General features: G+C 72.6%; 18 protein-coding genes. 9 read left to right on the top strand and 9 right to left on the bottom strand.

The annotated features are described in order from the left end of the window. Positions 1 to 87: 87 nt before the first annotated feature. From IO29_RS06815 to IO29_RS06800, 4 genes are all read right to left on the bottom strand, one after another. Positions 88 to 870, bottom strand: a complete 783-nt coding sequence (locus IO29_RS06815; RefSeq protein WP_030377789.1) for an ABC transporter permease — start codon at positions 868 to 870, stop codon at positions 88 to 90. Continuing rightward, the gene (locus IO29_RS06810; RefSeq protein WP_051707348.1) at positions 867 to 1,877 is read right to left on the bottom strand and encodes an ATP-binding cassette domain-containing protein; all 1,011 of its coding nucleotides are present in this window, start codon (positions 1,875 to 1,877) and stop codon (positions 867 to 869) included. The genes IO29_RS06815 and IO29_RS06810 overlap by 4 nt, the downstream gene beginning before the upstream one ends. Positions 1,878 to 2,016: 139 nt before the next feature. Continuing rightward, entirely contained in the window at positions 2,017 to 2,859 is an 843-nt protein-coding gene (locus IO29_RS06805; protein ID WP_030377787.1) for a DUF4097 family beta strand repeat-containing protein, read from the bottom strand. Positions 2,860 to 2,949: 90 nt separating this feature from the next. Further along, positions 2,950 to 3,468 carry a toxin-antitoxin system HicB family antitoxin gene (locus IO29_RS06800; protein ID WP_030377786.1) on the bottom strand — a complete coding sequence of 173 codons (519 nt, stop codon included), beginning with the start codon at positions 3,466 to 3,468 and terminating at the stop codon, positions 2,950 to 2,952. Between the two features lie 431 nt (positions 3,469 to 3,899). Here IO29_RS06800 and IO29_RS06795 point away from each other — a divergent pair, with 431 nt between their 5' ends. Beyond that, positions 3,900 to 4,373: a DUF5709 domain-containing protein gene (locus IO29_RS06795; RefSeq protein WP_030377785.1), complete on the top strand. Its 474-nt coding sequence runs from the start codon at positions 3,900 to 3,902 to the stop codon at positions 4,371 to 4,373. 37 nt (positions 4,374 to 4,410) lie between these two features. Here IO29_RS06795 and IO29_RS06790 read toward each other — a convergent pair whose 3' ends face one another. Next, entirely contained in the window at positions 4,411 to 5,205 is a 795-nt protein-coding gene (locus tag IO29_RS06790; RefSeq protein ID WP_030377784.1) for a metal-dependent hydrolase, read from the bottom strand. A gap of 145 nt (positions 5,206 to 5,350) precedes the next feature. Here IO29_RS06790 and IO29_RS06785 point away from each other — a divergent pair, with 145 nt between their 5' ends. Beyond that, positions 5,351 to 7,864 carry a DEAD/DEAH box helicase gene (locus tag IO29_RS06785; RefSeq protein WP_030377783.1) on the top strand — a complete coding sequence of 838 codons (2,514 nt, stop codon included), beginning with the start codon at positions 5,351 to 5,353 and terminating at the stop codon, positions 7,862 to 7,864. A 19-nt stretch (positions 7,865 to 7,883) separates the two neighbouring features. Continuing rightward, the gene (locus IO29_RS06780) at positions 7,884 to 8,753 is read left to right on the top strand and encodes an acyl-CoA thioesterase (RefSeq protein WP_030377782.1); all 870 of its coding nucleotides are present in this window, start codon (positions 7,884 to 7,886) and stop codon (positions 8,751 to 8,753) included. On the opposite strand, the gene IO29_RS06775 is transcribed toward IO29_RS06780, so the two are convergent. Further along, on the bottom strand, positions 8,740 to 9,753 hold the full coding sequence (locus IO29_RS06775; RefSeq protein WP_234307395.1) for a DUF6397 family protein: 1,014 nt from the start codon (positions 9,751 to 9,753) through the stop codon (positions 8,740 to 8,742). The two genes, IO29_RS06780 and IO29_RS06775, sit on opposite strands and share 14 nt — an antisense overlap. 172 nt (positions 9,754 to 9,925) lie before the next feature. After that, positions 9,926 to 10,339 (bottom strand): roadblock/LC7 domain-containing protein, encoded by a 414-nt coding sequence (locus tag IO29_RS06770; RefSeq protein WP_030377780.1) that lies wholly within the window; start codon positions 10,337 to 10,339, stop codon positions 9,926 to 9,928. A gap of 210 nt (positions 10,340 to 10,549) precedes the next feature. On the opposite strand from IO29_RS06770, the gene IO29_RS06765 reads away from it, so the two are divergent. Further along, positions 10,550 to 11,149: a class I SAM-dependent methyltransferase gene (locus tag IO29_RS06765; protein ID WP_030377779.1), complete on the top strand. Its 600-nt coding sequence runs from the start codon at positions 10,550 to 10,552 to the stop codon at positions 11,147 to 11,149. A 119-nt stretch (positions 11,150 to 11,268) separates the two neighbouring features. Next, positions 11,269 to 12,213, top strand: coding sequence for a hypothetical protein (locus tag IO29_RS06760; RefSeq protein ID WP_030377778.1), 945 nt, complete (start codon positions 11,269 to 11,271; stop codon positions 12,211 to 12,213). A 106-nt stretch (positions 12,214 to 12,319) separates the two neighbouring features. Here the strand turns inward: IO29_RS06760 and IO29_RS06755 are convergent, their stop codons facing one another. Both IO29_RS06755 and xylA read right to left on the bottom strand, forming a co-directional pair. Continuing rightward, entirely contained in the window at positions 12,320 to 12,502 is a 183-nt protein-coding gene (locus IO29_RS06755) for a hypothetical protein (RefSeq protein WP_030377777.1), read from the bottom strand. 305 nt (positions 12,503 to 12,807) lie between these two features. Next, positions 12,808 to 13,974, bottom strand: coding sequence for a xylose isomerase (gene xylA / locus IO29_RS06750; protein ID WP_030377776.1), 1,167 nt, complete (start codon positions 13,972 to 13,974; stop codon positions 12,808 to 12,810). Positions 13,975 to 14,185: 211 nt separating this feature from the next. Between xylA and xylB the strand changes: the two genes are divergently transcribed. The 4 genes from xylB (at position 14,186) to IO29_RS06730 (ending at position 19,230) form a co-directional block, all read left to right on the top strand. Next, the gene (gene xylB / locus IO29_RS06745) at positions 14,186 to 15,625 is read left to right on the top strand and encodes a xylulokinase (protein WP_030377775.1); all 1,440 of its coding nucleotides are present in this window, start codon (positions 14,186 to 14,188) and stop codon (positions 15,623 to 15,625) included. 137 nt (positions 15,626 to 15,762) lie between these two features. Next, entirely contained in the window at positions 15,763 to 16,971 is a 1,209-nt protein-coding gene (locus IO29_RS06740) for an ROK family transcriptional regulator (protein WP_030377774.1), read from the top strand. A 216-nt stretch (positions 16,972 to 17,187) separates the two neighbouring features. Beyond that, positions 17,188 to 17,787 carry an N-acetylmuramoyl-L-alanine amidase gene (locus IO29_RS06735; RefSeq protein WP_030377773.1) on the top strand — a complete coding sequence of 200 codons (600 nt, stop codon included), beginning with the start codon at positions 17,188 to 17,190 and terminating at the stop codon, positions 17,785 to 17,787. Between the two features lie 165 nt (positions 17,788 to 17,952). Continuing rightward, a complete protein-coding gene (locus IO29_RS06730) occupies positions 17,953 to 19,230 on the top strand; it encodes a GAF domain-containing protein (RefSeq protein WP_030377772.1) in 1,278 nt (425 codons plus the stop codon). Positions 19,231 to 19,233 lie beyond the last annotated feature (3 nt).

Below are 19,233 nucleotides of genomic sequence, written 5' to 3'. Positions count from 1 at the left end.
ACGGAGGGCCGCCTTTCGCCGGTGGGACGGGATCGGAGGGGAGGTCCGGGGCGGTGCGCGGCGGTCCGGAGCGACGGCACGGACCTCTCAACGCGTGGTGGTGCTGTTGAACAGGGAGCGGCACCACACGTAGCCGACCAGGGCGATGCCGGCGCACCAGGCGAGGGATATCCAGCCGTTGTCGCCGATCGCCGTGCCGGAGAGCAGCCCGCGCAGCGTCTCGGTCATCGGCGTGAAGGGCTGGTTCTCGGCGAACCAGCGCAGCCCCGGCGACATCGAGTCGGCCGGCACGAACGCTGAGCCGAGGAACGGGAGGAACTGGACCAGCAGCGGCTTGTTGCTCGCCGACTCGACGGTCTTGGAGATCAGGCCGAGCGCCGCCGACAGCCACGTCACCGCGAACGCGATGGCCGCGAGGAGGCCGGCGGCGGCCAGCCACTCGAGCAGGCTCGCGTCGGACCGGAAGCCGACGGCGAGTGCGACGCCCACGACCAGGACGAGGCACATCATCGTCTGCAGCACACTGCCGAGGACGTGTCCTGTCATGAACGACGAGCGTGTGATGTTCATGGTGCGGAAGCGGTTGATGATGCCCTCGGTCATGTCGGAGCAGACCGCGATCGAGGTCGACATCGAGCCGGCGGCCACGCCCATCACGATGATGCCGGGCGTCAGATAGTCGAGATACGCGCCCCTGCCGCCGCCCATTCCCGCGCCGAGGGAGTCGCCGAAGGCGTACACGAACAGCAGCAGCATCAGGATGGGTGTCATGGCGCTGCCGAATCCGACGGCCGGGTAGCGGATCGCGTGCTTCAGGTTGCGCCGCAGCATCGTCATCGAGTCGTGCGCGGCGTGGCCGAGGGTGCTCATCGCGAGGTCTCCTTCGCGGAAGTCGGAGTGGTGGCATCGGTGCCCGTCCCGGTGGTGCCGTCACCGGTGAGGGCGAGGAACACGTCGTCGAGGTCGGGGGTGTGCACGGAGAAGTCGGCGGCGCGTACTCCGGCGGCGTCGAGCCGGTCGAGGAGGGCGCGCAGCGCGTCGAGCCCGCTGTCGCCGGCCACGCGCAGGGCGAGGTTCTCGTCGTCGCGGGCCGCGCCGGGGAAGACGGCGGTGGCGCGCTCGTACTCAGCGAGGTCGTTGAACCGCAGCCGTACATGGCTGCCGGGGATCTGTGCCTTGAGTTCGTCGGCGGTGCCCTCGGCGACGATCCGGCCGCCGTCCAGCACGGCGATCCGGTCGGCCAACTGGTCGGCCTCTTCCAGGTACTGAGTGGTGAGGAAGACCGTGGTACCGCCCGCGACCAGCGAGCGCACCGTGTCCCACATGGTGCGCCGGCTGCGCGGATCGAGCCCGGTCGTCGGCTCGTCCAGGAAGATCACCTGCGGGTCCCCGACCAGCGTCATCGCCAGGTCGAGGCGGCGCCGCATACCGCCGGAGAAGGTCGCGGCCCGCTTGTGCGCGACGTCCGCGATGCCGAACCGCTGGAGCAACTCCCCCACGCGGGTGCGCCCTTCACGCCTGCCGAGGCGCAGCAGGTCGGCCATCAGGAGCAGGTTCTCCTCGGCGGTGAGCAGGTCGTCGAGCGCGGCGAACTGCCCCGTGACACCTATCGCGGCGCGCACCCCGTCCGGTGACGTGGCGACGTCGTGCCCCGCGACCTGGGCCTGTCCTCCATCCGCGGCGATCAGCGTGGAGAGGATCTGCACGGTGGTCGTCTTGCCGGCGCCGTTGGGGCCGAGCAGAGCGAAGACGGACCCGGCCGGGATGCGCAGATCGATTCCGTCGAGCACGGTCTTGTCGCCGTACGACTTCCGCAGACCGACGGTGGAGACGGCGGCGGCCGGCTGGGGACCGTCCGGTCGATTGGACGTGGGCATGACAGAAGAAGCCATGGAGTCCTCCCTTTCGAAGGCTGGGGCAACTGGCGGGCGGGGTGGCGGGCGAGCGGTAACGGTCGGGCGGTGAGCGGTCGCGTGCGCCAGGTGGAGGTGCGAGGCGGGGCTGCGGAACAGGCGCTCAGGCCCGGGCACGCAGCACGTTGATGTTGCCGTGCCGGGTCCGGGCGCGGACCTTGACGGTGTCCTCGGTCTCCGCCGGAGCGTCGGAGGCGGTGAGCGTGTTGCGCACCTGGCCGGAACCGGAGCTCGCGTCGATCCAGGCGGCCGTGCCCTCACGGATGCCGACCTCTATGGCACCGTAGGAGGTCTCCATCTGGACGGTGCCGCGGGCGACATCGGCGACGCGCAGGGTGCCGTGCGCGGTGGTCGCGATGACCGAGCCCTCGGCCCGCGCGATGTCGATGTCGCCGTTGGCGCCACTCACCCGCAGGTCACCGAGGGCCGCACCGACGGCGGTGCTGCCGTGCGAGTTCTTCAGGACGGCGGAACCCTCGAGGGTGCCGACGCGTACGCTGCCGTGGCTGGCGGTGATCTCGACCGCACCCACGGCCCGTTCCACGGTGATCGATCCGTGGGCAACGGTCAGCCGCAGGGGCCCCGTCGTGTCGAGCCGTACGTCGCCGCCCGAGGTCTTCACCCGAACCTCGCCGAGCCGGCCCTCGCCGATCACCTGGGTCCAGGAGCCGGTGGCGTCGACGCGGGAGCCCGCGGGCAGTTCGACCGTCACGTCCACGAGGCCGGAAGGCCCGATCACGCGGCGCTCCTTCGTCCTGACGGTCAGCGTGCCGTTCGTGTAGGTGACCTCGGTCTGCTCGGCGGCCTTCGCGTCCTTCTCCCGCTTCGGGTCGCGGGGCAGTACCTCGACGACCGTCTCGGAACGGTCGCCCGCGGCGAACCGGATGGATCCGGCGCCCACGTGGGCGGTGACGGCGACGGGCTCGGGGGTGTCGAAAGAAGGCATGGCTGTTCCGTCCTCTTGGTTCCTCGGGTCGTCCCGCTGGTGGGACGTGATGTGGGTGTCGCGCTTTTCCTGTGGTGCGAGCGGCTGCGGCTAGCGCACCCAGCCCGTGAAGCTCTGTCCGACGATGTGGGTCCCCTCCGTCGTACGCGGCCGCGCGCCACCGTCGACCGCCGCCGACACGGCCCGGACCAGCCAGGCGTTGACCGACAGCCCCTCGCGGGTCGCGGCCTCCTCGGCACGCGCCTTGAGGTGGGCCGGCAGGCGCAGGTTGACGCGGGCGGTGCCGCCCTCGTCCCCTTCCACGGGCGTCGGCGCCTTGAGCGGTTCGGCGTGGGTGACGGCCGACTCCGCGGCGATGATGTCGACGGGCGGTGGCGTGACCACGAAGTCGGGGTCCAGTCCGCGCAGCCGTACGTCGACCGAGCCGGGGGCGAGCTCCCGCGTGATCTCGTCCATCGCGGCCGAGAGTACGTTGAGCATGGTCAGACGGGTCGCCGACTCCAGAGGAGCGGTGAGCCGCTCGGCCAGCTCGCGGGCGTCTTCGCCGCCGGCCTCGGCGGCCACCGCGAGTTCACGGCGGAGAGTGTCGACGTAGGGAGTGAGGTCCATGACGCCATGATGGCACCACTTTGGCGCCATACGCAAGCCCGAGTGGCACCCGATGCGCCACACCCTCCCCATCGACGGCCCCGACCTGCGGATACATGGAAAAATTCAGCCTGAGCCAGGCTGACACCATCGACCGCCGCGCACCGGCGACACCACGACATGGCACCATCTGGCACCGGATGGCATCATGCGGTGCCAGATGGCGCCATGTGGTGTCACTCGGCGCCACGTGACGCCGCCGGGGCTCGCGGCAGCTCCGCCGAACCGGCCGTTTGCGCCGGGTCGAGCCGGGGTGGAACGCTGGAAGGTGTCACGGGTCGCGGGGGCGCCGCAGCCGTACGGTCACCGGCGTCCTGGCCCGTGCCGGGCACGTGCGCTCCTCCGGCCGCACCGGGCGGCCCGGGCGTGCTGCCCTCCCCTTGGAGGTACCCGTGTCCAGCGCCGACGGATGGGGGGACGACGTCTACCAGCCCGACGGATCCGAGATCCAGGAGGACTCGGGACTCCTCGACGTCGAGGACACCCTGGAGACCGACGGAGTGGACGATCCGCTGGACCGGGGCTGGTCGCCCCCGGAGCGTCCCTGGGCGGTGGAGCACCCAGGAGTGACAGCGGCGGAGCGCCGACGGGGCGAGACGCTGGAGCAGCGGCTGGCCGAGGAGCTGCCCGACCCGGTGCCGGTGGACGGCGACGGTATCGGTGACGCACCGGACAGCGACGGCGAGCCCGTCGACCACGAGGTGGGCACATCCCGTTCCGGCCGCCTGGTGGCGCCCGACGAAGGCGCGCACGAGGACGGGGAGAGCGGGCTGATCGCCACGGACGTCGGCATCGACGGTGCCGCGGCGTCCGCGGAGGAGGCGGCGGTGCACGTCGTCGACGAGGACTCCGCCCCGTATGCCTGACGGTGGCCCGTGGCCGGGGGCAGATGCGGGCCAGGGGTCAGATGTAGTTGAGTGCCGCCGCGCCGCCGACCCCGCCGAGCACCATGAACGCCGGCATGAGCACCTTCAGCTCCACCCAGCTGCCCGCACGGAACCGCATCGCCTTCGGCGGACCCACCGGGTACCAGCGCTTGCGGCCCACCGGTATCGGCCACAGGATCGGGCAGCCGGAGACCGTCAGGGCGTCCCCGATGTCATGGACCAGCGCGCCGAGCACGATCGGCAGTCCCAGCCACAGGTACTCCTGGCCCGGCGCCGTGAACAGCCAGTCCGAGCCCTTGCCCGGCTCGTCGAGGATCCCCGCGAGGATCCACGCGCTCGTCGCGGCCAGCAGCCACACCAGGACATCGCTGCTGGACCCGCGCGCCGCCCGCCACAGCAGGCCCTCGATGGCCAGCACCATGTGCACAAAGAGGATGCCCAGCACGGCCCAGCGGCCGCCCGTGATGGCGAGGACGGAGGTGCCGCCGCCGATCAGCACGGCCCAGAGCCAGGTGTGCGTCAACGTGCGGTGACCGCCCGAGCGCCTCGGGTCGCCCTTCTTCCTCGTGCCCTGGTAGACGGTGTGGGACAGCGTGTCGACGATTTCGCACAGCCAGCGGGACAGAGGGCCGAAGGCCCTCGAGATGGTGGCCGCCTTGTGGTCCAGATCGGGGGCCAGTGCGGCACCCGCGCAGATCAGGGCACCGACCAGCAACACCGGCCAGGGCATCGGATGCCCGGTGGCGGCCGTCGCCGCGCCGACGCCGAGCCAGGCCGCCGCCCCCGACAGTGAGTGCGCTGGTCCCATCATGGCCGCGTCCCGCCCCATTTCTCGTTCGCCGTTGCCCAGTTGTGCGTGTGCGCCGACACCTGCCGGCGCCACAGCGTAGCGTTTGCGATCTTCGAGCCCGCAGCCGATTCCCCCTACGGCGCCGTCGGCAGGCAAGATGGAGGGCGTGACCCTTATCGATCAGCTCCCGCGGACCGCCGACCCCGATGCCCTCTACGAAGCCTTCGAGTCGTGGGTCGGGGAACGGGGTCTGACCCTCTACCCGCACCAGGAGGAGGCGCTGATCGAGGTGGTCTCGGGTGCGAACGTGATCGTCTCCACCCCGACGGGCTCGGGCAAGAGCATGATCGCAGCGGGGGCGCACTTCGCGGCGCTCGCCAAGGACCAGGTCACGTTCTACACCGCGCCGATCAAGGCGCTGGTGTCGGAGAAGTTCTTCGAGCTGTGCAAGCTGTTCGGCACCGAGAACGTCGGCATGCTCACCGGCGACGCCTCCGTCAACGCCGACGCCCCCGTCATCTGCTGCACGGCCGAGGTGCTGGCGTCCATCGCGCTGCGCGACGGCCGGCAGGCGGACGTCGGTCAGGTGGTGATGGACGAGTTCCACTTCTACGCGGAGGGCGACCGCGGCTGGGCCTGGCAGATCCCGATCCTGGAGCTGCCGCAGGCCCAGTTCGTCCTGATGTCGGCGACGCTCGGCGACGTCTCCTTCTTCGAGAAGGACCTCACCCGCCGCACCGGCCGCCCCACCGCAGTGGTCCGTTCGGCGACCCGCCCGGTGCCGCTGTCGTACGAGTACCGCTACACCCCGCTGACCGAGACGCTCACCGATCTGCTGGCCGGCCGCCAGGCGCCGGTGTACATCGTCCACTTCACCCAGGCGCAGGCCGTGGAGCGGGCGCAGGCGCTGATGAGCATCAACATGTGCACCCGGGAGGAGAAGGAGCAGATCGCCGAGCTGATCGGCAGCTTCCGCTTCACCACCAAGTTCGGCCGCAACCTCTCCCGCTATGTACGCCACGGCATCGGTGTGCACCACGCCGGCATGCTGCCCAAGTACCGGCGGCTCGTGGAGAAGCTCGCCCAGGCCGGTCTGCTGAAGGTCATCTGCGGCACCGACACCCTGGGCGTGGGCGTCAACGTGCCCATCCGTACCGTGCTGTTCACGGCGCTGACGAAGTACGACGGCAGCCGGGTGCGGACCCTGCGCGCACGTGAGTTCCACCAGATCGCGGGCCGCGCGGGGCGGGCGGGGTACGACACGGCCGGCTTCGTCGTCGCGCAGGCGCCCGAGCACGTCATCGAGAACGAGAAGGCGCTCGCCAAGGCCGGTGACGATCCGAAGAAGCGCCGCAAGGTGGTGCGCAAGAAGGCGCCCGAGGGGTTTGTCAGCTGGACCGAGCAGACCTTCGAGAAGCTCATCGACTCGCAGCCGGAGCCGCTCACCTCCCGCTTCCGGGTGACGCACACGATGCTGCTGTCGGTGATCGCCCGTCCCGGTAACGCGTTCGAGGCGATGCGTCATCTGCTGGAGGACAACCACGAGCCGCGCAAGCAGCAGTTGCGGCACATCCGGCGGGCCATCGCCATCTACCGGTCGCTGCTGGACGGCGGCATCGTCGAGAAGCTCGACGAGCCGGACCCCACCGGACGGATCGTGCGGCTGACGGTCGACCTCCAGCAGGATTTCGCGCTCAACCAGCCGCTGTCGACGTTCGCGCTCGCCGCCTTCGAACTGCTGGACCCCGAGTCGCCGTCCTACGCGCTCGACATGGTCTCCGTCGTGGAGTCCACCCTGGACGACCCGCGGCAGATCCTCGCCGCCCAGCAGAACAAGGCGCGCGGCGAGGCCGTGGCGGCGATGAAGGCGGACGGCGTCGAGTACGAGGAGCGGATGGAGCGGCTCCAGGACGTGACGTACCCCAAGCCGTTGGAGGAGCTGCTCTTCCACGCCTACCACACGTACCGCAAGAGCCACCCGTGGGTGGGCGACCATCCGCTGTCGCCGAAGTCCGTCGTCCGGGACATGTTCGAGCGGGCCCTCTCCTTCACGGAGTTCGTGTCGTTGTACGAACTCGCCCGCACCGAGGGCATCGTGCTGCGCTATCTGGCCAGCGCCTTCAAGGCCCTCGACCACACCGTCCCCGACGATCTGAAGTCCGACGACCTCGAGGATCTGATCGCCTGGCTGGGCGAGATGGTGCGTCAGGTCGACTCCAGTCTGCTGGACGAGTGGGAGCAGCTCGCCAACCCCGAGGAGATGACCGCCGAGCAGGCCCAGGAGAAGGCGGACCAGGTCAAGCCGGTCACCGCCAACGCCCGCGCCTTCCGGGTGCTCGTCCGCAACGCCATGTTCCGCCGGGTCGAACTGGCCGCGCTGGACCAGGTCGAGGAACTGGGCGAGATGGACGCCGAGGCCGGCTGGGACGCGGACGCCTGGGGCGAGGCGATGGACAAGTACTGGGACGAGTACGAGGAGCTGGGCACCGGTCCCGATGCCCGCGGCCCCCGTCTGCTGATGATCGAGGAGGACCCGGGTGCCGGGATCTGGCGGGTCCGCCAGGCCTTCGCCGACCCCAACGGCGACCACGACTGGGGCATCAGCGCGGAGGTCGACCTGACGGCCTCGGACGCCGAGGGCCGCGCCGTCATCCGGGTCACCGACGTCGGCCAGCTGTGAGCACGGAAAGGCGCGTTCCATGACCACGAACCCGGCGGAACGACTCGTCGACCTGCTCGATCTGGAGCAGATCGAGGTCAACATCTTCCGCGGTCGCAGCCCCCAGGAGTCCTTGCAGCGGGTGTTCGGCGGCCAGGTGGCCGGCCAGGCGCTGGTCGCGGCGGGCCGCACCACCGACGGCGAGCGCCCGGTGCATTCGCTGCATGCGTACTTCCTGCGCCCTGGGATTCCCGGGGTGCCGATCGTGTACCAGGTCGAACGTTCCCGTGACGGGCGGTCCTTCACGACCCGCCGGGTCACGGCCGTGCAGCAGGGCCGCACGATCTTCACGCTGACCGCCTCCTTCCACAAGCCGGAACAGGGGAGTTTCGAGCACCAGCTGCCTCCGGCGCGCGAGGTCCCGGACCCCGAGTCGCTGCCGACGGTGTCGCAGGAGGTCAGGGAGCACCTCGGCGCGGTGCCCGAGACGCTGGAGCGCATGGCCCGGCGGCAGCCGTTCGACATCCGCTACGTGGACCGGCTGCGCTGGACGTCCGAGGAGGTCAAGGACGCCGAACCGCGTAGCGCGGTGTGGATGCGGGCCGTCGGACCGCTGGGTGAGGACCCCCTCGTGCACACCTGCGCGCTGACGTACGCGAGCGACATGACGCTGCTGGACGCCGTCCGCCTGCCCGTCGAACCGCTGTGGGGGCCACGCGGCTTCGACATGGCGTCGCTGGACCACGCCATGTGGTTCCACCGTCCCTTCCGCGCGGACGAGTGGTTCCTCTACGACCAGGAGTCGCCGATCGCGGTGGGCGGTCGGGGACTGGCCCGCGGGCGCATCTACGACCGTCAGGGGCGGATGCTGGTGTCGGTGGTCCAGGAGGGTCTCTTCAGGGCGTTGTAGCCGGTGTGCCGCTCTGTTCCCTCCCCCGGGGCACCGTCCCGCCGGGACGGGCGCGGCCGCGCCCCGGCCAGCGCAGCAGCCGCCGTCGCGCCCGCTCCGGGTCGTCCGGACGCCGCCCGTGCCGGGCTCCCGGTGGCGCGCCGGGCGGCAGTGGCGGTGTGGGACGCGGGGCGGGCCGGTGGCGCCGCGCCGCGGCGAGCTCCTGTTCCAGGCAGGCCCGGAGCCAGTCGATCTCGTCGGGGTCTCCGGCGGTCATGACGTCCGCGGTGATGCGGGCCGCCGGCGACTCCGCGACGACGGGGGCGGACCGGTCGGGCCGGTGGCGATTGAGGTGCGCCCGTTCGTAGGGGTCCGGCACCAGCTCCGCCACGAGAAGGGGATCGAGCAGGGAGGCCATCGCGCCCGCCCGCGTCCACGGGTTCCCGGTCCGGCGCAGCAGGAATCCGAGGTGCCTGCCGCGCCAGTTGCGGGGCCGCAGGTCCAGGCCGGCCGCCAGCTGGTCGCGCAGTCCTTCCGGGGTGCGGCCGGTCAGCAGCCGGGCGTGGGCCTCGTCCGCGGCGAACCGCCGGATCTCCTCGGCCAGGTACAGCCAGACCACGGCCCGGTAGCGGTTGAGGTAGAACGTCACCGGGACGAACAGGCCCAGCCGGGCGAACCGGGTGAACCGCGTCGCCGTCACTCCCATCATTTCGGCGCCCTCACGGGTGCCGACGGTGCGTACGCGTTCCCGCAGCGCCTCGGGAAAGCCCGGTTCGACGCGCAGCCTCTCGATCTCCTCCCGGGGCACCCGGCGGTCCTCGCCCCCGTTGCCCTCGTCGGGCGCGGTGCGGATGCGTCCGAGCTGTACGGCCAGGTCGAACTCGCCGCGCCGCAGCTGCAGTTCCCGCGCGGCCCGGGCGAACGTCACGGTGCTGCCCAGTGGTGCGGGATGTGCCTGTTCCGGGTGCACGTGTGAGACGGACGCGGGCGGGTCGTTGAGCGTCATGGTCTTGCCGGACATGGTGGTTCTCCCCCGTGGAGCCGTTGCTCGCGCCGGTGTGCGCTCGCTTCGGGAAAAACCGTATCCGGGTTCGCGGATCGCCGAGCGAGCCTGTGGATAACTCGGCCATGCGCATTGTTTCCGCAGGTCAGAGGCGTAGCGGTGGCGGCCGTCAGACGACGTCGGGGCGCGCTCAGTAGCCGGTGCCGGGCGGGCGCTCGGGCCCTCGGGTGTCGACGCCGAGGTGTTCGCCGACGCGGTTGACGAGCAGCGCCACCTCGTAGGCGAGGCGGCCGACGTCGGCCTCGGCGGCGCTCAGGACGCACAGGCAGCTGCTTTCGCCGGCCGAGGTCACGAACAGGACGGCGTCGTCGAACTCGATCACGGTCTGCCGGACACCGCCCGCACCGAAGTGCCGGCCGGATCCCTTGGCCAGACTGTGCAACCCCGAGGAGACCGCCGCCAAGTGCTCGGCGTCCTCCCGTCGTAACCCCGTGCTCGTGCTGGTCACCAGCCCGTCGTTGGACAGCACCAGTGCGTGGCGCACGTGTTCGACGCGTTGGGTCAGGTCGTCGAGCAGCCAGCCGAGCCTCTTGTCGTACGCCATGGAACGCTCCCCCCGTCGGGCTCCCCCTCTCCGGGGTCCGTTCGGTCAGCCTTCCCCACGGGTGGCGCGCGGGCAAGCGGATGCGGGGCACGGCGCGGAAGATGACCGAGGACCGACGGCGGCGGGTGGCCGGGCCGTGGAGGGCGGCGGGGCCGCGGGCGGGGCGGGCACGAGCGGCGGGCCGCTCCTCCGTGCGGAATCATGCCGTGCATGAGTGACGACCACACACGTGTAAGGGAGTTCTTCACCGCTCGGGCCGCCGACTGGGACCTCCGGTTCCCGGACGACGGTCCCGCGTACGCCGCCGCCGTGGCCGGCCTGGGTCTGCGGGCCGGTGACCGGGTGCTGGACGCCGGATGCGGCACGGGGCGGGCCCTGCCACCGCTGAGGGCGGCGGTGGGTGAGACGGGGACGGTGGTGGGCGCCGACCTGACCCCGGCCATGCTCGAGGCCGCCGTACGGGCGGGGCGGGACCGGGCGGGGAGGCTGTTGCTCGCCGACGTGGCACGGCTGCCGTTGCGTGACGCCTCGTTCGACGCCGTGTTCGCCGCGGGCCTTGTCGCACATCTGCCGGATCCGGCTGGAAACCTTCGGGAGTTGGCGCGTGTGGTGCGGTCCGGTGGCGTCCTCGCGCTCTTCCATCCGATCGGCCGGGCGGCCCTCGCCGCGCGGCAGGGCCGCCGGATCACGCCCGGGGATCTGCGTGCCGAGGCCAATCTGGGGCCCCTTCTCCGGGGTTCCGGCTGGCGCATGACGTCGTACGTCGACGAGGACGCGCGATTCCTGGCGCTGGCCGTGCGCGAGGACTGACCAGGACCGGGACGGCGGTGCCCGCGCGAGTCCGGGCGCGCTTCGCAGTCGTGACAACCGGGTCAGGGGCGCATTAGGGTGCGCGGTGCGCCGAGGGGCGAGCGGAGAGGAGGAGGGCAATGGCCGGGACGGAAGAGGACGTCGTGACTGTCGAGGACGATGCGCTGTATGTGCTCACAGCGATCCTGTTGACGCCTGCGAACTTTCCCAGTGTGCTGGGCGACGACTATCCGGCGGCCTGCGCGGCGCTGGAACTGGCGCCCCTCGTCGACGGGTACGGTCTCGTGCTCGGTCAGGACAGTGAGGGCGCACGGTGGACGGTCGTCGTCGACGACGTGTCGCTGGTCGCTGTCGCCATCTCCTCCTGGGACTGCGGGATGGAGTACGACCTGTCGCCCGACGAGCGGTCGGTCGTCACCGCGCTGCCCGGCTGGCCCCTCGCGGTCGCCGTGGCCGCACCGGGCGTGCCAGCGCCGCACGATCCGCCGCCCGAGCTCACGGACCGGGCACCGCTGGTCCCGCCGGACACCACCACCTGGGGTCCCGCGCAGCGCCGGCTCGGGGCCGACGAGATCGCGTTGCAGTGGGCGGCCTGGCGCGCGCAGATCGACGAGACCTTCTCCGCACAGCCGGACGCGCACGCCGCGGCGGACGACTCCGGGACGACCGGGGAAACACCCGGCGCCGAAGAGGCCACGCCTCCCGGTACAGCCGTGACCGAGGCCGAGAGCGTGCACGGTGACGCCGGCGCCGAAGCCTCCGCCGGGAGCGAGGAGCGGGCGGCCCCGGGGAGCAGGTCCCGTGAGATCCGCCGTGTCCTCGCCGAGGCGCGTGCCTATGTGGACACTCCCCCGCCGCTGGGCCGGGTCCGGTCCTCCTTCGCGTCCGACGACGCGCGTACCCTGCGCGCCGACGGTCCGGGATGGTCCCTGGTCGCCCGCACGGACGACATGGCGTTCCTGCTGCTGGACGACGAGCCCGGAGAGGTGCTCCCCGTGGGACGCGGCCCCGAACTGCCGCACCTGCTGGAGGCTTTGGACAAGATGGCTGTCCGCCCGGTCTGAACGCCGGGCGCGCGGTCACGGTCCCCACACCGGGGCCCCGGCCCACAACCGCCCCGGGACGCCGGGCGCCGGCACGGGTCCCGTGCCGGCCGTCACCGGATGTCCGTCAGCGTCCGAGTTCCTTGCGCGTCACGCGGCGCAGCCGGCGGCGCTGCGAGGGGTCCAGGGCCAGGTACGCGGCCGCCGGTATGCCCAGGACGATCAGCAGGGCGGCCCACCAGGGCAGCCAGATCCACAGGATGAGGCCGACGAGCACCCCGCCCACGGCGATCTTCGCGTTTCTCGACATGTGTCGCCTCCTGCACGGCAGCCGCCGCTTCCTGTCCTTGAGGACCGCGTCCGGACTTCCTGTCCGGAGCTGCCTTCGGATGTCTGCTCCAGCTCTCTGTCCGAAGAACGGGCGCGGGCCTCGTCCGGTTCCTTCCGCGACCCTGACACGTCCCTGATCGCACCCCTGAGACATCCCTGAGCCGCATCCCTCAGTCTCCCCTGATACGCACGCCGCTCACCCCGTCGTGCGCCGGTCCGGACACGGGCCGGGGCGGTCCGACGCACCCCGTGCGTCGGCCCGCCCCGCTCCCCGGGCGTGCGCGGTCAGCCGCGCGCACCCAGCAGGTGGTCCATGGCCAGCTGGTCGAGACGCTCGAAGGCCATGCCGCGTGCGGCGGCCGCCTCCACGTCGAACTCCTCGAAGGCGGTCCGGTCGGCGAGCAGCGCCTGGAGGCCGTCGGCCGCGGTCTGCTGCGTCAGCTCGTCGAGACGCGAGGCGCGCAGGGCCTCCTGGACCTCCGGGTCGGCGCGGAAGGCGGCCGCGCGGTCCTTGAGGATCAGGTAGTTGCGCATGCAGCCGGCGGCGGACGCCCACACCCCGTCGAGGTCCTCGGTCCGCGGCGGCTTGAAGTCGAAGTGCCGCGGGCCGTCGTAACCGGCGCTCTCCAGGAGGTCGACGAGCCAGAAGGCGGCACGCAGGTCACCGGCGCCGAAACGCAGGTCCTGGTCGTACTTGATGCCGGACTGGCCGTTGAGGTCGATGTGGAAGAGCTTGCCCGCCCACAGGGCCTGGGCAATGCCGTGCGGGAAGTTCAGGCCGGCCATCTGCTCGTGGCCGACCTCGGGGTTGACGCCGTACATCTCCGGGCGCTCCAGGCGCTCGATGAACGCCAGGGCGTGGCCGACCGTGGGCAGCAGGATGTCGCCGCGGGGCTCGTTCGGCTTGGGCTCGATGGCGAAGCGGAGGTCGTAGCCCTGGGAGACGACGTACTCACCGAGGAGGTCGAACGCCTCCTTCATGCGGTCGAGTGCGGCGCGCACGTCCTTGGCGGCGCCCGACTCGGCGCCCTCGCGGCCGCCCCAGGCCACGTAGGTCTTCGCGCCCAGTTCGGCCGCCAGGTCGATGTTGCGGATCGTCTTGCGCAGGGCGTAGCGGCGCACGTCCCGGTCGTTGGCGGTGAACGCGCCGTCCTTGAAGACGGGGTGCGTGAAGAGGTTGGTGGTGGCCATCGGCACCTTCATGCCGGTGGCGTCCAGAGCCTGCCGGAAGCGCTTGATGTGGGACTCGCGCTCGGTGTCGCTCGATCCGAAGGGGATGAGGTCGTCGTCGTGGAAGGTGACTCCGTGGGCCCCGAGCTCGGCGAGGCGCTGCACGGACTCGACCGGGTCCAGGGCGCGGCGGGTCGCGTCCCCGAAGGGGTCCCGTCCCTGCCAGCCGACGGTCCACAGGCCGAAGGTGAACCTGTCCTCGGGGGTGGGCTGGTAGTTCATGCCACGGCTCCTTGCTTGCTGGGACTATTCGTCATGGCGCTTTACAAATTAGTATGCGATCGCAGCTCTGGGAAGACACCCGGGGGTGCCGTCTCCGGTACAGGGGTCCGGAGACGCCGGACATCCCCCGGGCCGACACCGGTCCGGGGCACCTTGACAGCCAGGTCAGGTCAGGTCGGATCCCGCGAGCCGCGGGAAGAGGGAGAGCCCGATGTCAGCAGCCGAGGGACCGCTCGTCGTCGGTGTGGACACATCCACCCAGTCCACCAAGGCGCTGGTCGTCGACGCGTCGACCGGACGGGTGGTGGCGAGCGGCCAGGCGCCGCACACCGTCTCCTCCGGTGCGGGCCGTGAGAGCGACCCGCGCCAGTGGTGGGAGGCGCTGGGCGAGGCGCTGCGCCAGTGCGGGGACGCGGCCCGCGAGGCCGCCGCCGTGTCGATCGGCGGGCAGCAGCACGGCCTGGTGACGCTGGACGCCCAGGGCGAGCCGGTGCGTCCGGCGCTGCTGTGGAACGACGTGCGCTCGGCGGCCCAGGCACGCCGCCTGGTGGAGGAGCTCGGCGGCCCCAAGGCCTGGGCCGAGCGCACGGGCAGCGTGCCCGGCGCCTCGTTCACCGTCACCAAGTGGGCCTGGCTCGCGGAACACGAGCCGGAGGCGGCCGCCGCCACCGCGGCCGTGCGGCTGCCGCACGACTACCTCACCGAGCGCCTCACGGGCGAGGGCACCACCGACCGCGGTGACGCCTCGGGAACGGGCTGGTGGGCGTCGGCGACGGAGGGCTACGACGAGGAGATCCTCGCGCGCGTGGGGCTCGATCCGGCGCTGCTGCCCCGCGTGGTGCGTCCCGGAGAGGTGGCCGGCACCGTGCGCGACGGCCATGACCTGCCGTTCGCCAAGGGCACCCTGGTGGCCTGCGGCACCGGCGACAACGCGGCGGCCGCACTGGGCCTCGGCCTGCGGCCCGGCACCCCGGTGCTGAGCCTGGGCACCTCCGGGACCGTGTACGCCGTCTCGACGCGCCGCCCGGCCGACCCCACCGGCACGGTGGCGGGGTTCGCCGACGCCCGCGGCGACTGGCTGCCGCTGGCCTGCACGCTGAACTGCACCCTCGCCGTGGACCGGATCGCGGCCCTGCTCGGCCTGGACCGCGAAGCCGTCGAACCCGGCACCGGCGTCACCCTGCTGCCCTACCTGGACGGCGAGCGCACCCCCGCGCTCCCCCACGCCTCCGGGCTGCTGCACGGGCTGCGGCACGACACGACACCCGGGCAGCTGCTCCAGGCGGCCTACGACGGCGCCGTCCACGCGCTGCTCGGCGCGCTGGACCTGGTCCTGGACGACGACGCGGACCGCGACGCACCGCTGCTCCTCATCGGCGGCGGCGCCCGGGGCGCGGCCTGGCAGCAGACGGTACGCCGGCTGTCGGGCCGTCCGGTGCAGGTGCCCGAGGCCAGGGAGCTGGTGGCGCTCGGTGCCGCCGCCCAGGCGGCCGGGCTGCTGACCGGCGAGGACCCGGCGGCCGTAGCCCGGCGCTGGGACACCGCCCGGGGGCCCGTGCTGGAGTCCGTGGAGCGGGACGAGGCGACGATGGAACGGATCACCGGGGTACTCTCCGACGCGGCTCCGCTGCTGGAGACGGAGTCGCGCTGAGCGACCGGGGCGCGGACCCGTCCGGCGCCGTACGGTCCGGGCGGGCAGCCGTGCCGTGCGGCGCCCGCCGTCGGACCGGCGGTGCGCGCAGGAGGGGCCGGGCGTGACCGGCAGACCGACGAAGTGACGAGGGAGGCATGACCGCACCGCTGCACGAGGCCCACCCGAGCAGTCCCGGCCGTCGGCTGCCGGACACGCAGGCGGGCATGCGCCGGCGCAATCTGGCGCGCGTGATGCACACCGTGGGCGCGGAGGGGCCGCTGTCGCGCGCCGCCGTCGCCTCGCGCATCGGTCTGACCCGCGCGGCCGTGTCCACGCTCGTCGACGAGCTCATCAGGACCGGGCTCCTGGAGGAGCTGGGGCCCGAACGCCCCGGCCGGGTGGGCCGTCCGGGCTCCGCCCTGGCGGTCAGCGGACGCGGTCCGGCCGGCATCGGCGCGGAGATAGGTGTCGACCACCTCGCGGTGTGCGCGGTGGACCTGCGCGGCGAGGTACGGGCCCGGGCGATACGTCACGGCACCAACCGCGGCCGTCCCGCGGAGCCGGTGCTCGGCGAACTGACCGCGCTGGTGCGGCAGGTCGTGGCGCAGGCCGAGACGGAGGGGCTGTGGGCGGCGGGACTCGCGGTCGCCGTGCCGGGCCTGGTCGCCCCCGATGCCCGTACCGTCGTGCGGGCCCCCAACCTGGGCTGGCGGGAACTCGACCTCGGCCCGCTGCTGCCCGCCGGGCTGCCGCTGACCGTGGACAACGAGGCCAACTTCGGCAGCCTCGCGGAACTCTGGCTCGGGGACGGCACGCCCCGCGACTTCCTGCACGTGTCCGCCGAGATCGGTATCGGTGGCGCGGTGGTCGTGGACGGGCGGCTGCTGCGGGGGACGCGCGGGTTCGCCGGGGAGCTGGGGCATGTGCCGGTGCGTCCGGAGGGCCCCGCCTGTGTGTGCGGCGGGCGCGGCTGTCTGGAGCAGTACGCGGGTGAGGAGGCGGTGCTGCGGGCGGCCGGACTGGAGCCGCGGGAGGACCGGGTCGGGCTGCTGGGCGAGCGTGCGGCCGCGGGGGACGCCGCCGTACGGCGGGCGCTGCGCGGGGCGGGCACCGCGCTCGGCATCGCGCTGACCGGCGCGGTCAATCTGCTCGACCCGCGGACGGTCGTGCTCGGCGGTGCGCTGTCCCATCTCGCGCCCTGGCTGCTGCCCTCGCTGGAGCGGGAACTGAACCGCCGCACGGCGGGATCCGCGTGCCCGGTGACCGTCTCGCGGCTCGGCCCGCAAGGCCCCCTGCTGGGGGCGGCGCACTCGGTGGCCCGGGCGGTCCTCGACGACCCCGCGGCGGTGGCGGAACGCGCGTAGGCACGCGCCAAAGGCGCCGGCCGGGTGTCTCGTTCACTCGTGTGAGTGGCGGAGTTATCCACAACTCGCGGGTTGTCCACCGATTCCCGTGCCGTTCCTCCGTCCTCCCGGGAAGCGCCGTACCGTGATTCCACGCGAGGCGCCCGGGCCCGGCAGGGAACCGTCGGGCGGGTCTCGCTCCCGCATCCTTCGCCCCTCACGGAAAGGGACCCGACCATGGAACGAGGCCTTCCGCTCGTGGGCAGGCGGCTCTTACTGAAGAGCGCCGCGCTCGCCGCCGTCGCCCAACCGCTGCTCCCCGCGCCGCCGGCGGGCGCACGCGTCCGGGCGGTCGACTACCCGGGCGCCGAATGGGCCCCCGCGAGCACCTCCAACTACACCGCGTCCGGCCGCCCGACGAGTTACCCGGTCGACCACGTCGTCATCCATGTGACCCAGGAGACCTACGCCGACACACTGAAGATCTTCCAGAACCCGAAGAAGCAGGTGTCCGCGCACTATGTCGTGCGGTCCGCCGACGGACATGTGGCGCAGTGCGTACGGGAGCACGACATCGCCTGGCACGCGGGGAACTGGGACTACAACACACGCAGCATCGGCATCGAGCACGAGGGCTGGGTGGACCAGCCGGCGTACTTCACCGACGCGCTGTACGAGGAGTCGGCCCGCCTCACGGCCGCGCTGTGCGACGCGTACGGCATCCCGAAGGACCGCTCGCACATCATCGGGCACTACGAGGTGCCCGGCACCGACCACACCGATCCCGGACCCGACTGGGACTGGAGGCGCTACATAAGACTCGTCAACAACGCCTGACACCCGGCGTCCACCCGGCGGGGCCGGATCCCGCCCGTTCGAAGGGATGCGCGTCGAAACGGTTGTCGGCGTCCGGTCGGGGAGTGACGATGTGCCCAGCCGCACCGTCCCGTTGTCTCCCCGCACCACGCCGTACCGCCGCGCATCGCCTTCCGGGAGGCCGAGTTGACCGATCCCTGGGTGGCCCTGGAACCGGGTGCCGACCCCGTCGAGCGGGTACGGGCGCTGCGCCGGGCCCATGAGACGTTCACGCAGGCCGGCACGGTGCCGCGGCCGGTGCGGTCCGTGGTGGCCGACTCGTGGCGGCGATCGGCGCGGGCCGGGGTGGGGCCGGACGGCACGGCGGACGTGGAACTGTCCGGGACGGACCTCGGTGCGTACCGCGCGGAGCATCCGCTGGCGGCGGTGATGCCACTGTTCCGGGAACTGCTGGGGTCGTTCGCGGCGGACGGCGAACACCTGCTGGCGGTGTGCGACGCGCAGGGCAGACTGCTGTGGGTCGAGGGGCACCCGGTGACGCGGCGGCGGGCGGACCGGATGAACTTCGTCCCGGGCGCGCGCTGGGCGGAGAGCGCGGTCGGCACCAACGCACCGGGGACGGCGGTGGCCGTCGACCGGCCGGTGCAGGTGTTCGCCGCCGAGCACTTCAGCCGGCGGGTGCAGCCGTGGACGTGCGCGGCGGCACCGGTGCACGATCCGCGGACGGGGCGGGTGCTCGGCGCGGTCGACATCACCGGCGGGGACGGCCTGGCGCATCCGCACAGTCTGGGCTTCGTGCAGGCGGTGGCCCGGGCGGCGGAGTCCCAGTTGTCCCTGCTCCAGCCGCCGGGGCCGGCCGCCGGGACGGCCGAGTTGTCGGCGCTGGGCCGGGACGAGGCGCGGTTGCGGGTACGCGGGCGGACGCTGCGGCTCAGCCGGCGGCACAGCGAGATCGTGGTGCTGCTGGCCCGGCATCCGGAGGGGCTGAGCGGTGACGAGCTGCTGTGCGCGCTGTACGAGGACGAGTCGGTGACACCGGTGACACTGCGCGCCGAACTGGCCCGGCTGCGCCGGATCCTGGGGCCGGGGCTGCTGGCCTCGCGCCCGTACCGGCTGACGGCGGCAGTCGAGTCCGACGTCACCGTCGTGGAGCGTCGGCTGGAGACGGGGGCGGTGGCCGGTGCGGTGCCGGCCTACGTCGGCCCGTTGCTGCCCGCCTCGCAGGCACCGGCGGTGGTCCGGCTGCGGCGCCGGCTCGCCGACGGGCTGCGCACGGCGCTGCTGGCCCGGCGCGACCCGGACCTGCTCGCGGGCTGGGCCCACGCCGCGTGGGGCGAGGACGACCTGGAGATCTGGCGCGCGCTGGCCGCGCTGCGCCCGACCCCGGCGGTCCGCGCCCATCTCCGCCAACTGGAGACGGAACTGGCGGTGCCGGGGGGCTGGGGCGGGGTGGGGAGGGGATGAGGG

The sequence above is a fragment of the Streptomyces sp. NRRL F-6676 genome (genome assembly GCF_000725625.1).
GTDB lineage: Bacteria > Actinomycetota > Actinomycetes > Streptomycetales > Streptomycetaceae > Streptomyces.
Note: the sequence above shows the minus strand (reverse complement) of the source record. Positions and strands in the feature narration are given on the sequence as shown.

Excerpts from the sequence above, each read along its gene's own strand:
- IO29_RS06815 (WP_030377789.1), bottom strand. The coding sequence starts at position 870 with ATGAGCACCCTCGGCCACGCCGCGCACGACTCGATGACGATGCTGCGG.
- IO29_RS06810 (WP_051707348.1), bottom strand. The coding sequence starts at position 1,877 with ATGCCCACGTCCAATCGACCGGACGGTCCCCAGCCGGCCGCCGCCGTC.
- IO29_RS06805 (WP_030377787.1), bottom strand. The coding sequence starts at position 2,859 with ATGCCTTCTTTCGACACCCCCGAGCCCGTCGCCGTCACCGCCCACGTG.
- IO29_RS06800 (WP_030377786.1), bottom strand. The coding sequence starts at position 3,468 with ATGGACCTCACTCCCTACGTCGACACTCTCCGCCGTGAACTCGCGGTG.
- IO29_RS06790 (WP_030377784.1), bottom strand. The coding sequence starts at position 5,205 with ATGATGGGACCAGCGCACTCACTGTCGGGGGCGGCGGCCTGGCTCGGC.
- IO29_RS06780 (WP_030377782.1), top strand. The coding sequence starts at position 7,884 with ATGACCACGAACCCGGCGGAACGACTCGTCGACCTGCTCGATCTGGAG.
- IO29_RS06775 (WP_234307395.1), bottom strand. The coding sequence starts at position 9,753 with ATGTCCGGCAAGACCATGACGCTCAACGACCCGCCCGCGTCCGTCTCA.
- IO29_RS06770 (WP_030377780.1), bottom strand. The coding sequence starts at position 10,339 with ATGGCGTACGACAAGAGGCTCGGCTGGCTGCTCGACGACCTGACCCAA.
- IO29_RS06765 (WP_030377779.1), top strand. The coding sequence starts at position 10,550 with ATGAGTGACGACCACACACGTGTAAGGGAGTTCTTCACCGCTCGGGCC.
- IO29_RS06760 (WP_030377778.1), top strand. The coding sequence starts at position 11,269 with ATGGCCGGGACGGAAGAGGACGTCGTGACTGTCGAGGACGATGCGCTG.
- IO29_RS06755 (WP_030377777.1), bottom strand. The coding sequence starts at position 12,502 with ATGTCGAGAAACGCGAAGATCGCCGTGGGCGGGGTGCTCGTCGGCCTC.
- xylA (WP_030377776.1), bottom strand. The coding sequence starts at position 13,974 with ATGAACTACCAGCCCACCCCCGAGGACAGGTTCACCTTCGGCCTGTGG.
- xylB (WP_030377775.1), top strand. The coding sequence starts at position 14,186 with ATGTCAGCAGCCGAGGGACCGCTCGTCGTCGGTGTGGACACATCCACC.
- IO29_RS06740 (WP_030377774.1), top strand. The coding sequence starts at position 15,763 with ATGACCGCACCGCTGCACGAGGCCCACCCGAGCAGTCCCGGCCGTCGG.
- IO29_RS06735 (WP_030377773.1), top strand. The coding sequence starts at position 17,188 with ATGGAACGAGGCCTTCCGCTCGTGGGCAGGCGGCTCTTACTGAAGAGC.